This window comes from Paenibacillus sp. FSL R5-0744 (assembly GCF_037972555.1).
GTDB lineage: Bacteria > Bacillota > Bacilli > Paenibacillales > Paenibacillaceae > Paenibacillus_AQ.
Genome location: NZ_CP150228.1, coordinates 3076754 through 3093758 on the forward strand (window position 1 = coordinate 3076754; position 17005 = coordinate 3093758).

At 41.0% G+C, this 17005-nt stretch carries 13 protein-coding genes; 12 read left to right on the top strand and 1 reads right to left on the bottom strand.

What is annotated here, in order from left to right; genetic code table 11:
- The first annotated feature begins 13 nt into the window (after positions 1-13).
- On the top strand, positions 14-1600 hold the full coding sequence (locus tag MKY19_RS13500; RefSeq protein WP_042187852.1) for a response regulator: 1587 nt from the start codon (positions 14-16) through the stop codon (positions 1598-1600).
- A gap of 16 nt (positions 1601-1616) precedes the next feature.
- On the top strand, positions 1617-3365 hold the full coding sequence (locus tag MKY19_RS13505) for a sensor histidine kinase (RefSeq protein WP_339803505.1): 1749 nt from the start codon (positions 1617-1619) through the stop codon (positions 3363-3365).
- Positions 3366-3450: 85 nt separating this feature from the next.
- Here the strand turns inward: MKY19_RS13505 and MKY19_RS13510 are convergent, their stop codons facing one another.
- Entirely contained in the window at positions 3451-3657 is a 207-nt protein-coding gene (locus MKY19_RS13510) for a DUF1657 domain-containing protein (RefSeq protein WP_036678243.1), read from the bottom strand.
- Positions 3658-3864: 207 nt separating this feature from the next.
- Between MKY19_RS13510 and MKY19_RS13515 the strand changes: the two genes are divergently transcribed.
- The 10 genes from MKY19_RS13515 (at position 3865) to MKY19_RS13560 (ending at position 16975) form a co-directional block, all read left to right on the top strand.
- Positions 3865-4725 (top strand): DUF421 domain-containing protein, encoded by an 861-nt coding sequence (locus MKY19_RS13515; RefSeq protein WP_042187856.1) that lies wholly within the window; start codon positions 3865-3867, stop codon positions 4723-4725.
- A 157-nt stretch (positions 4726-4882) separates the two neighbouring features.
- Positions 4883-6325 (top strand): spore germination protein, encoded by a 1443-nt coding sequence (locus tag MKY19_RS13520; RefSeq protein WP_339803509.1) that lies wholly within the window; start codon positions 4883-4885, stop codon positions 6323-6325.
- Entirely contained in the window at positions 6322-7476 is a 1155-nt protein-coding gene (locus MKY19_RS13525; protein WP_339803512.1) for a Ger(x)C family spore germination protein, read from the top strand. Before MKY19_RS13520 ends, MKY19_RS13525 begins: the two co-directional genes overlap by 4 nt.
- A 20-nt stretch (positions 7477-7496) precedes the next feature.
- Positions 7497-8585, top strand: a complete 1089-nt coding sequence (locus MKY19_RS13530) for a GerAB/ArcD/ProY family transporter (RefSeq protein ID WP_339247842.1) — start codon at positions 7497-7499, stop codon at positions 8583-8585.
- 139 nt (positions 8586-8724) lie between these two features.
- The gene (locus tag MKY19_RS13535) at positions 8725-9702 is read left to right on the top strand and encodes a MoxR family ATPase (protein ID WP_042187864.1); all 978 of its coding nucleotides are present in this window, start codon (positions 8725-8727) and stop codon (positions 9700-9702) included.
- Positions 9703-9705: 3 nt separating this feature from the next.
- On the top strand, positions 9706-10794 hold the full coding sequence (locus MKY19_RS13540) for a DUF58 domain-containing protein (protein ID WP_339803516.1): 1089 nt from the start codon (positions 9706-9708) through the stop codon (positions 10792-10794).
- Complete coding sequence (locus MKY19_RS13545) at positions 10791-12125, top strand: OadG family protein (protein WP_339803519.1); 1335 nt, start codon at positions 10791-10793, stop codon at positions 12123-12125. The genes MKY19_RS13540 and MKY19_RS13545 overlap by 4 nt, the downstream gene beginning before the upstream one ends.
- 136 nt (positions 12126-12261) lie before the next feature.
- On the top strand, positions 12262-14847 hold the full coding sequence (locus tag MKY19_RS13550; protein ID WP_339803522.1) for a hypothetical protein: 2586 nt from the start codon (positions 12262-12264) through the stop codon (positions 14845-14847).
- A 39-nt stretch (positions 14848-14886) separates the two neighbouring features.
- Positions 14887-15606, top strand: a complete 720-nt coding sequence (locus tag MKY19_RS13555) for an ABC transporter ATP-binding protein (protein WP_283911819.1) — start codon at positions 14887-14889, stop codon at positions 15604-15606.
- Positions 15596-16975, top strand: coding sequence for an ABC transporter permease (locus MKY19_RS13560; RefSeq protein ID WP_339803525.1), 1380 nt, complete (start codon positions 15596-15598; stop codon positions 16973-16975). The genes MKY19_RS13555 and MKY19_RS13560 overlap by 11 nt, the downstream gene beginning before the upstream one ends.
- The last annotated feature ends 30 nt before the right edge of the window (positions 16976-17005 follow it).

Here is a 17005-nt window from a genome sequence, read left to right on the forward strand (position 1 = left end):
GGGGGACTTGTTGATGTACAACGTATTATTAGTAGACGATGAGATGCTGGATCTAGAAGGTATGAGACAATTTATTCCTTGGAATGAGCTTGGTATGGAAGTTGTAGAGGCAGCAAATAACGCGTTTACCGCGTGCGATATTTTAGATCAGCATGTTATTGATATTATCGTAAGCGATGTGAATATGCCGAATATGTCGGGCCTTGAGCTGGCTCGAATTGCTATAGAGAAAAAAAAGGATATACGCGTGATATTTGTAAGCGGTTACCAAGATTTTAGCTATGTTAAGCAAGCACTGTCACTAAAGGCGTATAGCTACGTCCTTAAGCCAATGGATGATAGCGAACTCATTGCTGCACTTCAGAAAGTAAGGCAGGATTTAGACGATGAACGTAAACGACGTGATGTTGAAGAAGCCTATCAGCATATGATTCCAATGGCCAAAAATGATTTGTTGATACGCTTATTCGAAGGGGAATGGGAAGGGGAAGAGGGTAGCCAGGCCGGAATGTTGTCGCTTGTGAAGTCATACGGTCTGGATAAGCTGAATTGGCCTGTTCGTGTAGCTGTCTTGGAGCTTGACTACTTCAACTGGCTTCAAGGACAGGATAATCTATCTAAACATCAAATGGCTAAGGACTTCCTTTATGAAGTGAATAGAATAGGTCAGAAGCACGGAATGCCACATTGCTACAAGGTATCGTCCTATCGGATTGCATTATTGATTAACGAGCAGGAAATGGAAAAGTTCACTGAGGATATTTACGCCTCGATTCGTGCGAAGTTTCCAGTCACAATGACTGTAGGTGTAGGCAAACCAACATTTTCTATGGAACAGATTCATATCTCCTATCGACAAGCTATGGAAGCTGTGGACGGAAAAATGTTTATTGGCAAAGGCAATCTTATAATGTATGAGACCGTTAGCAGTGAACCAGGGATGATCGATGCTCGTATGTTAGATACCCGTATGGATACGCTGTTTAAAGCGGTGAAAGAGTATGAGCTAGTTCTTATTTATGATGAGATCGACAAGTTATTCCGCTCTGTAAGTAGTTTGAGATCCAAATTCACTATTCATAATCTGGCAATGTATATCATTTGGAAGCTGGATCAGCAGTTAAAGGATGTTAGCGAGGATTTATTTGAAATTTTAGGTATGGAGATACATAGTTTAGATGTTTTACACCAATTCGATACGATCAGTGATATTCGCTCGTGGCTCGTACTCAAAACGTTTGAGATCTCTGAGTACCTGCGTAGTAAATCAGATTCAGTGAACCATAAATTGATTAGAGAAATCATCCAAACGATGCAGGACAGAATGAGCGATAACTTTACGCTTAAAGATATTGCGCAGCAGTTCTCTTTCTCCCCTAACTATTTGGGCTATCTATTCAAAGAGGAAACTGGGAAAACGTTCAGTGAAGTACTTACACAGCTTCGAATGGATCAAGCAGGCAAGCTTTTAAAAGATCCGACCTGCAAAATCTATGAAATCGCTAGCAAGGTAGGCTATCGGTATCTCCCTTATTTCAGCAGACAGTTCAAAGAGGCTTATGGTATGACACCTATGGAGTATCGTAAGCGCGACAAGTGATGGGGGATGATGTTCTATGAAATTACGAAGAAGACATAAGTATGTGCCGATTGGGTATAAGTTAATGCTGACGTATATGTTTTTTATAATTATTCCTATATCCTTGATAGGGTTCGTCTCTCATTCCATGTATAATGATTCATTACGCGAACATATCAATACGAATATTAAAGGAACGTTATTGCAGATACGTGACAATATTGATTATAAAATGGACGAAGTTACTCGAATATCAACGCAATTATACAGTGATTTTGATTTTTATCGGAATCTTCGGAGTTATGAGGAAGGCTGGGAAAATTACGATCGGATGTCTAAGAAGGTGCTGCCAAAGCTTGACGTAGCTATTCAATCTACTGGTGTGAAGATAGGGATGTCGCTATTCTTAAAGAATGAATCGATCCCTGAGATCTATTCGAATTCACTTGAGGGCTATTTGGATAATAGTAGCTTTTATCATCTCTACCACATGAAACGGATTGAAGGTAAGTCCTGGTATTATGATTTTCCAACTGAAAAATACGCTGAAACTATGAAATGGTGGCAGATCGAGAGTGATGTAGAGAATAATCGCATCTCGTTGCTCCGTAGACTAATTGATACATACGAGCCTCTTAAGCCTAAAGAGATAGGATTCCTGCGGATTAATGTAAGGATTCCAGATCTATTTGACAGTGTCAATTATACGAAGATAGGAAAAGGAAGTAATTTAATTATAAAGAATGAGTTTGGAAGAACGATGTATCAATCGGGTGAACTACCGGAGAACTATACTAATGAAGCCGAGCTAAATAAGGATTACCTGACGATTAAAGAAACGATTATGGTTGCTAACCAAGCATGGCAATTAATCGCGCTTGTTCCGATTACAATCCTTGAAAAGGATGCAATGAAGGTACGTTTGTTTATTATTTTAATGTGTCTCATATGCTGTGTGGTTTTTAGCTTTGTAGGTATATTTATATCCCGTTATTTTTCGATTCGTATTAATAAGTTCGTATATGTGCTTAATGCCTATCGGGAAGGTGATCTTCACAAGCGTATTAAATATCGAGGGAAGGATGAATTCTCTCAGATAGCAACCGCACTGAATGATATGGGTGAGAATATTGATATGTTGATTAAAGAGGTATATCTGACGCAGCTCCAGAAGAAGGAAGCGGAGCTTGAAATCCTACAATCGCAAATCAACCCACATTTTCTGTACAATACTTTGTCGTCTATTATTCAATTAGCCAAATTTGGTCAAAATGAGAAGCTGCAGAAGATGGTGATGGAATTAGCGAAGTTTTACCGCTTAACGCTTAATGAGGGCCGTACGATGATCCCGGTTCCAACTGAAATTGAGCAAGCAAACGCCTATTTAGAAATCCAGAAAATTAAATACGGTGACCGCTTAGAGGTTCTGTTTGATTTTGATACTGAGATCTGGCCTTATGAGACCATTAAACTGATTCTACAACCCTTTATCGAGAACGTCCTGAAGCATGCTTGGTGCGGCGATCACATTCATTTACGGATTGTAGGACGTAAGGAAGGCGATAATATTCTCTTCCGTATTATTGACGATGGTATTGGCATCAGACAAGAGCGTATTGATCAAATTTTCGATTCGAAGGGACACACAAATACAGGTTATGGCGTCCGTAATGTGGATCAACGGATTAAGCTGCAATATGGACCTGAGTATGGCGTAAGTATTTTTAGTCGTGTGGGAATTGGAACATCAGTTCAGATCCTGATTCCTGCCAAAAAAAGAAAGTAAGCGGTATTGCAGTGATGATGTAGAGAAGGGGTCATTAAGCTAGTTATCGCTAGCTTAATGACCCCTTTGATTGTTCAAGTGATCGTTAGAAACCTTTGTATTGAGGTTCTTCTGACTCTAATTCGGTTACCCGATTTTCAACCTGTGTAACGATTTGTTGCGTTTGCTCAGCTGCATTTGTGAATAAAGTTTTTGCACTTTCGTTTTGTGTTTCAAGTGCAAATTGCTCCAAGCTCGCTTGAGCACCTTTTAAAGAAGATAAACATGTTTTAACTTGTGAGGCTACTGTCATTAGGTTTCTCTCCTCTGTTTTAAGTTTCTAGCATGACGTTTCCTATTGTCCTCAACCGTTACTTTAGTTATGCAGGAAAAAAATAGAAGTTTTACGCGTTAACCGATTTCCATAAATAAGTAGTCTAATTCAGGATTGAATGGACCTTTTTTGACAAATAATGAGTGTTAATAAACAAGTGTTGATTTAAAAAGGAGGAAAATTGTGATGCCGGAGTGGTTGGAGGTTGTAGTACGAACACTCTTTGCTGTGGTTGTGCTTTTCTTTTTAACTAAATTACTGGGGAAGAGACAAGTATCGCAGCTTTCGTTCTTCGAGTATATTACGGGGATAACCGTCGGCAGCTTAGCCGCCTATATTTCTTTGGATACGGATAAGTATTGGCATTTAGGACTCATTGCACTGATTGTATGGGTCGCTTGTTCTTTAGGAATTGAATGGCTTCAGATGAAGAGTAAAAAAGCAAGAGACTTCATTGACTTTAAGTCCACCGTTCTTATAAAAGACGGGAAAATACTTGAAGATCATATGAAAAAGGAACGTTTAACAACAGATGAATTATTGGAAGAGCTACGTAAAAAGGATGTATTCAATATATCTGAAGTGGAATTTGCGATTATGGAGTCTGATGGAGCGATTAATGTTCTGCTTAAGAAGGAGTATCTCCCTCTATCGGCAAAAGACCTGGGTGTGAAGGTTGCCCCACAGAAAGAGTCACAAGCCGTCATTATGGATGGGAAAGTATTAGATAAACCGTTAGATACCTTAAATCTGACTCGCAGCTGGCTTGATGGAGCGCTAGAGAAAATGGGGCTAACCGTCGAGAATGTATTTCTCGCTCAAGTTGATTCTTATGGAGAGCTGACAGTCGATTTGTATGCCGACAACTTTAAAGTTCCACAGCCACAAGATAAACCACAATTATATGCTTTGCTAAAAAAATGTGAAGCGGATCTGGAAATGTTCAGTTTGTCGACAGAAAATGAAAAAGCTAAAAAAATGTACGAACAATGCTCAGAGCAATTGCAAGCATCTTTGAAAGTACTAAAGCCTTTAATCCAAAGTTGATGTTCTACAAAGCTCATACCCAAAAGCAAGAAAGAACCGATTTTTCCATCGGTTCTTTTTTTCGTATACAGCTGAATGGAGTACGAAGTATAAACCTCGTAAACAATTGGCAAACTAAGCCAGATTCGCAAGTCACAACCAAGGAGGTATACAGCCTATGTCAGGAATTCTAGAAACCATTAAAGATCAACTGGAGGGATGCAGTGATGCGGTGTATCAGTCCATTTCTGTTCATGGGCACACATGTCTTTTGATCTATATCCCTTCCATCATCGATTCTAAGACACTTCATGAAAGTATTGCTTTACCGCTAAAAACAGAAGCAGAAGCAAAGCTCGAATGGGCGAATTTTTTAGAACGGTTAGATCAAGGAATTGTTTTTCCTATCCAATATCTCAAGGCATTTGACTTACAGAAGATCGTAGATATGATCGTTGCTGGAAAAGTAGTGCTTTATATAGAGGATCTTCCTTATGTTTATTATTTTGAAATTACCCAATATCAAAAAAGATCAGTGACCGAATCACAAAACGAACTTGTTGTGATTGGTCCCCAAGAGGCTTTCATTGAAGATATTGAAACGAATCTCTCTTTGATTCGACATAAAATTAAACATCCGGATCTAAAAACCATTCATTATTCGATTGGTAAATATACAAAAACTGATGTGTATGTGGTCTACATTGAAGGACTTTACAAAAAAGAAGTTCTTGAAGAGATAAAACAGAAACTAAATGAAATAGATATCGACGGGATACTAGGGATTAGTTATATATCAGAATATTTAAGGGATGGTAACCTCACGCCATTTCCGTTATTTCAATATACAGAACGTCCTGATTCGGTGGCTGCTTCTTTAATGGAAGGCCGAATCGGAATCTTACAAGATGGCACACCTACTGCAATGCTCGCTCCAACATCTTTTTTCACCATGCTGCAATCCTCTGAGGATTATTACCAAAGCTTTTATGCAGCAAGCTGGATTCGTGTTGTTAGATTTCTGTTCTCAATCATATCCATGATTCTTCCATCACTTTATGTAGCGATTACAACCTTTCATCCTCAAATCATTCCACCAAACCTGTTAATTACAATTGCTTCTGCGAGAGAGAACATTCCTTTCTCAGCGCTTACCGAGGCTTTAATTATGGAGCTTACCTTTGAAGCGCTTAGAGAAGCCGGGACTAGAATTCCGAAACCTGTAGGACAGACGGTTTCAATTATTGGGGGTATCGTTATTGGTCAGGCTGCGGTCCAAGCAGGAATTGTATCTGCTCCAATGGTTATTGTTGTTTCTATTACTGGAATTGCCACCTACATCATTCCTCATTATGAGCTAGGTCTGACTTTCCGGCTACTTCGTTTCCCGTTACTCGTTATGGGTGGAACAATGGGGCTGCTCGGGGTATATATTACAGCTTTTTTGATTTACGGTCATTTAGCTAATTTAAGACCGTTAGGTGCTCCATATTTGCAACCCGTTGCCCCACTTGTGTTACGGGACTGGAAGGATACATTGGCTCGTTTTCCCTCGAACTTTATGACGAAACGCAGCAATCTCTATACTGATAGGAATAAAAGGAGACAGAAAGAGAAATGAGAATCCTGAAGATAGGAGTTATTGTAATCCTGCTCCTAAATATAACAGGTTGTTGGTCGTCGAAGGTTGAGTTGGATGAACTAACATTTGTATATGGAATGTTTATCGATGAAGGCAAAGAACCAAATACTGTTGAAATTACGATTAACTCACCCTTGCCCAATCGTCTTAACGCAGCTGGACAACCTTCAAATGGCGGTGGAGGAGACGGTAATACTTATTCTACCGTCTCTAAGACCGCAGAAACGATTGCAGATGCCATGCTGTTAATTCAAAAAGACTTAACACGTCAGCTTAGTCTTGCTCAATTAAAAGTAATTGTCTTAGGGAAGACCTTTGCTGAACAAGGAATCAGCGAACTACTATTATGGATTGAAAGAGAACCAAGTCTTCCTCTGGGTGCTTTTGTTATGGCTAGTTCGGGAAGTGCAAAAGAGATGAATACTTTAACACCTATTTACGAGCAAATACCCTCGGATGTACTAAGGAACTTTGGATCAGAGAGATATTTGTTTTCTACTACGATTAAGGATTGCCTGTATGCAGAGGCATCCGGTGTTGGATTTGCTATAAACAATCTTTCATTTGGTAAAAAAGAAGAAACATCTAAAGATGGAAAACCGGAATTCTGGGCAGGAATCCAAGGGGCAATGCTGTTTCAAAAAGATAAGATGAAAGGAGTTCTTAAGCTTAAAGAGGGAAGGGCATTAGCTTGGGCGGCAGGCAGTCTTAAGCTGGCAGTTTACTCCGTCGATTGGGATGAGGGAAAAAGCGCCGCAAGTGTTGTATTTGTAAGCACAAAATCATCAAAGAAGTTAAATAAAACGGATAAGGGTCCTGTGTTCACAGTGAATTTAAAGGGGAAAGCTAGTGTAATTTATTTAAGGGATCCTAAGAATAGGGATGCAGAGGAACTCGGCCAAATTATCATTGCGAAGCTTAAAGAGAAAGTCTCTGATAATCTTAACGAAGCTATTCGTAATACCCAAAAAGCAGGTGCCGATGTTCTGCAACTCGGATTGTTACTGGAATGGAACGATCCAAAGCAATGGAAGCAGCTTAGAGAGCGGTGGGATAATTATTATGCTCAAGAGGCTGATATTAAAGTGAAGACAGATTTTAGCATTGTGGATTTTGGAACAGCAAAATAAGACGTTTAGAGGGAGAAGTTATGCAAACATCGAAATGGCAGCTGTTCCGTTTTTTTATTATTTTCTTCAGCTCCCAAACCACTATTTTTTTGATTCCGACTCTAATTGCTACTTCATCCTATCAAGGCTGGATTGGTTTAATAGTGGGATCTTTATTAGGGTTAATATTATTGTGGTTTACTTTTCACGTCGGTATGCTGCGGCCAAATCAAGCGTGGGTTAGCTTTGGAAAAGATATCATAGGTAAATGGCCACACAAGTTCATGCTTCTTATGCTTTTATGCTGGTGTGTTTATTATGCATCCTTTGATATTGAGAACTTTGTGCTATTCTTTGGTTCTAATTATTTGAGGGGAACTCCACCTCTGTTTATTCAATGTGTGATTGGGCTAGTGATTATGTATACTGCAAGTTTAGGCTTTACAACGATTGCGTATATGGCGGATGGACTTTTTCTTATTTTTTTCATCACGATGATCATTTTATTTAATTTATTTCTCCCAAATGCGGACTTCAATATGCTGCCAGCCTTCATTCATTATCATGATCCCGGGATTGCCCTGAAGGACTCTATTGTAGTCATGTCATGGTTTGGGGAATGGATTGTCCTCTTGTTTGTTGTGCCCGATCTGAAGCTTGAAGCGAAGATGCTGAAAAGATTAGTTCTTACGGGGATATTTGTCTTAGTAACTGTCTTAATTGGTTGGTCACTGACGATGATGAGTTTTGGTCCACATTTGGGTCAGGAACTGCAATATCCTTTCCTTGAATTGGTGCGCAGCGCCAAACAAGATAATCTGCTAGGTAATTCGGATCCGCTCTTAATTGGAATATGGTCGTCTTCTATGTTCATTCACAGCTCTTTTCTTATCTATGTAGCCTCTAGATGTGTATCCGGCTTGTTTAATACAAAAGCTAGAAAAATGTACATTCCCTTTTTAACAATAGCTTCAATAACGATAGCTTTTTTATATTCACGACACATAGGCAGTTATTATAAACACTATAATAGTTATGCTATTGTTGTCATTTGGCTAATCGTTGAAAGCATACCGATCTATTATGCCATCACGGCTTTCTTTCGATATCGGTATAAAACTGCGAAGTAAATGAAAACAGGAGGGGAAATTTAGGTTCTGCCTTTTTAATAGGCAGGGCCTTTTCTTGTGAATTATATATTGGGTACACTTTCTGTTATGATTAAAGGACTTATTACAATAATTTCCTCAGATTGGATGGTGTATTTACATGAATCTTCAAGAAGTTACTGAACTCATCAAATCTATTAGAACCAATCTAGCTAAAGTCATTGTAGGTAAAGAAGATGGAGTAGACCTGCTATTAACCGCATTACTTGCCAATGGTCATGTTCTACTGGAGGATGTTCCGGGTACAGGTAAAACCTTGTTAGCCAAAGTCCTTGCAAAGTCTTTAGATTGTACATTTAAACGTATTCAATTTACACCAGACTTGCTGCCTTCTGATTTAAGCGGCATTAATTTTTATAATCAAAAGTCAGGTGAATTTCAGTTTAGACCAGGTCCAGTATTTGCGAATATTTTGTTGGCTGATGAAATTAACCGTGCAACACCAAGAACTCAATCCAGTCTGCTGGAATGTATGGAGGAGCGGCAAATCACGATCGATGGTGTGACTCATGGCCTAGAAGCACCTTTTCTCGTTATTGCTACTCAGAATCCGATTGATAACCAAGGCACTTTTCCGTTGCCTGAAGCTCAATTAGATAGATTTCTAATGCGGATTACTACGGGGTATCCTTCATTTGACGAAGGGATTCATATTTTGCAGCGTTTCCGTGAGAATAATCCACTTGAAGAGACTTTTGCTGTGGCTGCCGCTCAAGATATACAAGCTGCGCAGCGTTTGGCTGCTTCCGTGAGTATAAGTGATGATTTGCTAGCCTATATCGTTCGGATTACGGAAGCTACTCGCAAATCTGCGGCAGTAAAACTAGGGGCGAGTCCACGTGCGAGTGGAGCATTGCTCAGATCATCTCAAGGATATGCTCTAATCCAAGGCAGATCTTTCGTTACACCAGATGATATTAAAGCCGTAGCTGTTCCGGTGCTTGCTCATCGTCTACTTCTTCATCGTGGATTGGGTTCAAAAGAGGGACAGGCCGCGGAAATTGTGTTACAAGTGCTTCGTGAGGTAGAGGTGCCGACAGAACTCGTTGCATCCTTAAGAGGCGGAAAGGTGGAATGAGCTATGGCTTTGCCTTGGTTCATTTTCATTACAATAGCTCTCCTGTTCCTTCTTGCCGTTATCTATGAACGGAATGGTCTGAAAGCGCTTAGTTATACTCGGTATTTTTCAACGAAGGTCGCTTATGAAGGGGATAACCTTGAGATGATCGAGGAGATCGTTAATGCGAAACTTCTGCCATTACCATGGCTTCGACTGGAATCTAGTATTGCAAGAGGCTTGGAATTTGGAAGTCAAGATAATCTCGGTATTAGCACGGGTGAAATCTACCAAAATCATATCAGCTTGTTCTTTCTTAAACCTTACCGTCATATTAAACGGCGTCATCAAGTAACTTGCGAACGGCGTGGGATATACCGTTTGGAGTCAGTCACCATGACCACTGGAGATCCCTTTGGATTGATCCGGAAAAATAAAACGTATCCTCTCCAATTAGAGTTATTAGTCTATCCTAATTTGCTGAATCTAGACGATCTTCCGCTACCGATACATAGCTGGCTGGGTGAACTTCCAGTGAAAAGATGGATCGTAGAAGATCCTTTCCTGACTGCAGGTATTCGCGAGTATAGCTCAGGAGATTCTATGGGACTTATAAACTGGAAGGCTACAGCGCGCACAGGGACTATGCAGGTACATAAGAAAGACTACACTGCGGATTCTAGACTCGTCATTTGCTTGAATATAGAGGACAGTGATTCCATGTGGAGAGCGGTAACGGATGTGGAGCGTATCGAGCAAGGGATAAGATATGCAGCCACTATCGCCGAATACGCCATGCGCCATGGAATTGAGACGGGATTTATCTGTAACGGCAGATTGGATAACGGGGGCGAAAGAGATCCTGTTGAAGCAAAACCTATGGCTGAGCTGGAAGACTTGCTAGAGCTGTTAGCAAAGCTGGAGCTAGACAGAACGCTTCCTATGAGTCGATTGCTAGCCCTGCAGGCCGAGAGCAGAATAAGTGATACAGACTTTCTGATCATTAGCTGTCATAGAGGAGCAGAATTACAAGAGGCTGCTGACCTCCTATTGGTGTTGGGCAATGGTATAGAATGGCTGGATATTCCGGAACAGGGAGGAGAGAGCGCATGAAACTTCCGTTATCTGGTTACGTATGGAATACGGTCAAACTCTGGATATACTCTATCTTAGAACTATTATTAGTTTTACCTGTATGGATTCTGTTTCAGGTTTATGTACTGCCCAAGCAAGTTGAACCTATGTGGCTGACTGCCATACCACTAATATCATTAATAGGTATTCTGTTACGAAAACAGTGTAGTGTTAGATGGAAGCAACTGCTGGCTGCTCTAATCCTTGGGACGGTGGTTGGGGCTTTGTCAGCAGGAAGTCTGTCTATCGAGAGTCTGCCTTTAGGTGTCGCAGGTTTTATATGCGCTTTTCTCGGAATGACTGCTGACTCTCGAGATCAGTCCAGTAAGAAGTATTGGATAGGTATTGTAATCTATTTTGTTGCGACCATTGCATTTGGTAGAATTCCCGATTTGGAGGGAAGTGTTACACTACTGACCTGGTGCGGTAGTTTGTGTCTATTGCTCACACTATTTATTTCTAATAGTAGCTATTTACAGTATAGTTCGCTTTCTCAAGAGGGCAAAGCTTTGCCAAAAGGATTACAAAGGAATAACCGTATTTATGTCATTGGAATAGGAATTGTTGCGGCCGTATTAGCGGCAGGAGTCGGAAAAGCTATAGGGACACTGCTATGGAATATGGTACGCTCGTTCTTTGGATGGATTAGTAATTTATTCTCTGGGTCAAGTGAGCCGCTACCCCCGCCAGTAGAACAGCCTCAAGCGAGTCCGGAACTACCTTTTGTTGGAGATGAAGAGCCTGGTCTACTAGCTGCTATATTAGATGTTGCTTTATATGTTGCTGGAGCTGTGTTATTGGGCGTTGCAGCTTATTATGGACTTCGGTGGTTGTATAGAAATGCCGGTGGGAAATTAAAGAGAGCCATGGATGCCTTGCTATCCATGCTGCGCAGGGAACATACGCCAAAGGACAATACAACTTATCTTGATGAGGAAAAAAGTGTATTTACATGGGAACAAACGCTTCAAGGTCTAAAGGATTTCTGGAGTACTCGCCTTACGCCAAGACATCGAAAAGACCGCTGGGAGCAGATGAATAGTGAAACGGAGCGTGTTCGCTGGTTATATCGGCGTTGGCTTCATTTGAAGCACGATCATGGTTATGAAGTTAAGAGTTATCTTACGCCGAAGGAAACAGAAGACGATATTATTAAATGGACTGCTCTTAACAAGGTTAAACATAAGGGCGAAGAACATACGGTTAATACGTCGAATTCATTGATTGAATTATATGAAAAAGTTAGATATGGAGAAGAAAATCCTTCTGCTAAAGATGTGGCTGCATTGAAAGATGAATTGAAATTATAGAATAGAATATTCTTCAAATTCATGCAAATAGGAACAAATAGGTTACAAACGCTTCAAAAGTGTTACAACATGGATACAATTGGTTTTGTACTTACCACTATAATAATTCTAGCAAAATACTCGTGGAGGGAAGTAAATGAGAAAGCATAGCAGTACATATGTTGTTTTACTATTAAGTACCTTTGTCATCAGTCAACTGACTGGCCATACCGCTTCAGCGGCATCCGCTAATGCTGTTCGTACCAATCCAGCTGTAGCTGCGGCGACAGTAACACCCCCCAGCAATCTGGGTTCCGTTTCTTTAGGAGCAAATATCAAAGCTACATTAGAAGATGTCAATATTTGGTCACAACCTGGTGGAAATATTTTAACCTATACCCTGAATTATTCAAATGGGAGCAGTAAAAACGCAAACCTAATGTATTATTTTTCGAGAGTGACGACGCCAGGGGGTTCTGTTATTCCGGGTAACCCACTGAGCGCTGACGCGACTAAGAAGAAGATTGGTGCTAAAGAAAGCTTGCGGGTTACATATTACGTCAACATAGGCAAGACCAATTCGTTAAAAGGGATTAAGATTCCCATGTATGTATGGGATTCCAAAACCAAAGGTTACTTAAAGCATGCAGGAAGTTTTACTGTGCCAGCTAATTATTCCCCAACTGCTGTAAATGGAAAAAATGTTAGCACCACAATGAATGACATTCCTGTCATCGCCAAAAGTGAGTCCTTAGAGCTCTATAAATATAATGGGAAAGTTTATGCCAAGGTGGGTATAAGCCTGACCAATAAGGGCAGTAAGGTACTCAGTGATCCTGGTTATGCGGCTTATTTACTTTCTGCAGGTGGCAGTTCGTATGAATTAGCACTTGATCGTTCTCAGATTAGTTACAAGATTCAGCCGCAGGAGAAGAAGACTATCTATTATCTTGCCGAGATTCCTCCTTATATGAAGACGGATAATATGAAGCTGCAATTTACGCAAAAAGATGAAGCACTGAAGCTTGAGATCGCTAAATCCTCGTACAAGCTACCGGCAGCTACAACACCTAATTTGGTGGTAGGTAAAGGTGTGACCAAGAAAATCACCATTAATAATAATCCGATAGAAACTCAGTTAAACAACGCAAACGTATACGCTGAGAATAATAAAGGGATTTGGACCTTCCAGCTTCGAGTGAAAAATGTTGGGAAGACGGCCGTTACGTTGCCAACGTATGAGCTTGCCGTCAAATCTTCAACAGGGACAACCTTTCCGATCAATGCGAAGGGATTGAGCGGCCTAACCATAAAACCTTTGGAAGAAAAAATCATTCCACTTACCGCACAAATTCCGCTTGAGGTTGAGCAGAGTTCGCTGCAATTGCAAATGATAGAGGCTGTTTCAGCTCCAGTTAATCCAGATACGAGCAGTACAGGCGAGGGAACAGGATCTGAAGGGAATAATGTAAGTACGGGCAATACAGCCAAGCTGACAGTACCTATTGCTTACTACACAATTTCCTATACATTACGACCTGAGATTCAAAAAGGCGTGGAGTATAGTGCATCCAATGAATATGGTTCTTTCACTTATAACTTGCTGTCTTTACAGCGCTTTCCTTGGAAAGATGATGACATCGTTGTTGCTAGAATAAATATTAAGAATTCGCAATCGGTGGCATTAACACTTCCAGAATTAAAAGGATCTGTGCAAGTAGACAATGACGATGTGTCTTCTTCTACAGAACTGTTTATGGACAAGGAAACCTCGACGATTGCGCCAGGAAAAAATGCGGAAATCTATGTATTTGCCAAAATCCCTTACACGCAAGAGTTTGATAAATTAAAAGTGAACCTCTTTACAACGGTAAAAGAAGAGAAGAGCTCGTTCCTGTCGCTTAGCACGAACAGTACGATGAATGCTGTAGCGACTATTGAACGTGGGGGAAGTTATGCAATCACCGGTAAAGGCAAGAACGCTAGTGTCCAAGAGAACAAAACAATTATTTATGAAGGTCTCAATTCTAATATCGTATATACAGAGCTACTGCTTAGCAGTGAGGAAAAAAGACAAAGCAAAATGGCTCGCCTTCAGGGTTACTTTAAAACGGGAGATGGCCAGCTATTCGAAGCTACAGTGAATCAGCCAGATACTTCAGCTACACCTGGTGGTAAGCAATTAATAACGTACTGGGCAAAATTGCCTAAATCCGTTATTCCATCAGATGTAAGTATGTATCTAGGTCCAGGAATTACTGGGAATAAGCTGTCTGAACCAGGTCAGGAACCAACAGGATTCATTAACATTGCTTCATTGAGTCTAAATCCAGTTTCTACTCCACCGGAGAATAACTTGACGAAGGTTGCGCTATATCCGTACACGATGTCTGTTCTGAGTTCGGAAGGGCGATCGATGCAAGGTAGTACCACTATAGATATCGTAATGAATTACAACCTACTTCGTGACAGTACCTATGACATGGGAACCTTCACTCATAAGCTGGTGCTCAAAATGACAGATCCATATGGTCTATCACAGGAACGAAGCTTGAACATCGGTACTGAACTACTTGAAGGGAATTACAACTCCTATACTGCAACATTTACCAATAATATGTATAAAAACTTGTCAGGTGGCGCCTACAGAATCACACTGTATGATGAGTTCCAAGGAGAACGGATCGAGCTGGCCAGCCAGGCATATAGCATAAAGATTGATAGAACAGTAACTGAGAAGTAGGAATTCATATCTATTAATGTACGAGAAGGAGCAGCTCCAATGTTGCGAGTGGAAAATGTAACGCATTCTTTTAAGAATGGTAATGAAACGACGGCAGTCCTTCATCAAATAGATTTTTCTGTGAAAGAGGGGGAGATGGTTGCATTACTGGGGAGCTCGGGTTCCGGTAAGTCAACCATGCTCAACCTGATGGCAGGTCTGATGAAGCCTACGGAAGGCCACATTTACATTGCTGACCAAGATATTGTGAAGATGAGCGAAAACAAGCTATCTGAATTTCGTAGGAAGCATATCGGGTTTATCTTTCAAGCTTATGAACTGATTACTAGCTTGACTGTCCGTGAAAATGTTGAGTTGCCGCTTGTGTTCCAATCCGTTTCACCATCAATACGTAAGCAAAAAGCTCTGGCCTTGCTGGAAGGGGTCGGCATTCCGGATAAAGCCGACCTGTTCCCTTCACAGTTGTCTGGCGGACAGCAGCAGCGGGTCAGTATTGCACGTTCCTTGATCACAGAACCGTCCGTTATTTTCGCAGATGAACCGACCGGAAATCTGGACTCGAAGACAGAAGAGGAAATTATCAATATCCTGCTTAACCTGAACAAGAAGATGAAGACCACCTTCATCGTTGTAACACACGAGCTCAAAGTAGCAGAACAAATGCAACGTATTTTCACGCTTCAGGACGGATATATGATTACTGAGAAACAAACTTCTTCGGATACAGAACTCGAAGGGGGTAAACTCATTGAGGATTAGTGATATTTCACGTTTGGCTTGGGAGCAAGTCAAACGACGGAAAGTTGTCACAGGTCTTTGTATGGCAGGTATATCGATTGGCTGTGCTGCTATTATTGTTGCTTTAAGTATAGGAGATTCCGCGCAAAGCTATACGGAGCGGGAAATTAGCCGGAATTTCAAAATGGATGAAATTACGGTGACTCCGAACAGCGGCATCCCTTCACAAGGGGGCGGAGAAGGAAAAGGAGCCTCTGCCTCTGATGCAAAGCTCGACCCCGGCAGGCTAACGGGCCAGAAGCTGAAAATTGTTCAAGGCCTGCGGCATGTTACCGCAGCAGCACCTTTTCAAGAGCTTGGCTACATACAAATGACTACTATCGATAATAAAATTACGGACGTACAGTTAATCGGAACGGATCTTCGACTATTAACGAAATATGACCATAAATTTAAGCAGGGTGGTCCTTCTGATTCGGTTGGTATGGCAGTACTAAACTATGGAGCAACTGTAGGATTGATTGATGTCGAGACTCGGCAGCGTCTTTTTGAACAACTGAGTACTGATCCTTACAATAATAAAATAATGGAACAGTACAACAGTTTAAGCATGCTTCCGTCAGATATGTTCAAACAACAGGTTCAATTACAATCATATGACCCTGCTTCTCAAACTGGACAGTCTCTAATCAGCTCACCCATTCAAATTGTTGGGATATTGGATAGTACTGGGAACCCTGAAATGGCGATGTACGACAAGAAGATTTATGTTTCGCTAGAGACTGGTGAGCGTCTGGTGGAACAACTGAAACTAATGAATGGAACTGCTGGGCAAAAGGATGTTTACAACTCAGCCATTGTAAAAGTTGACAGTACGGACAACATCGTACAAGTGGAGAAGCTTATCCAGAAACTTACACTAAATACTAGTACGAATTTGTATCAAAAAGAGGCGATGGCTTCTACATTCAGTATGTTCAAGAAAGCAGCGCTTGGTATTGGTATATTTATTCTAATTATTGCTTCGATCTCGATCATCGTTGCGATGACCATGTCCACCCATCAGCGTCGTCGCCAGATCGGTATTATGAAGGTGCTAGGCGCCAATATGGGGCAAATCCGAAATATGTTCATTACAGAGGCGGCATTGCTCGGGATGCTTGGTGGGTTGCTCGGTATAGGCTTTTCATACTTGATTGTGTTTGGCATAAATAAGCTGATTGGTTCCACAGGAGGAATGGGGATGGGTGAGCCCTTAGTAATCACTATTCCTCTGATGACCCTTCCAATAGGGATCGCATTTGCGGTAATGACTGGCGTACTATCGGGAATTTATCCAGCGATAAGCGCGTCCAGAACGAATGCGCTCACGGCGATAAAACGGGATTAGCTATTTTTAAGTTGAAAGGAAGCAGAAGTG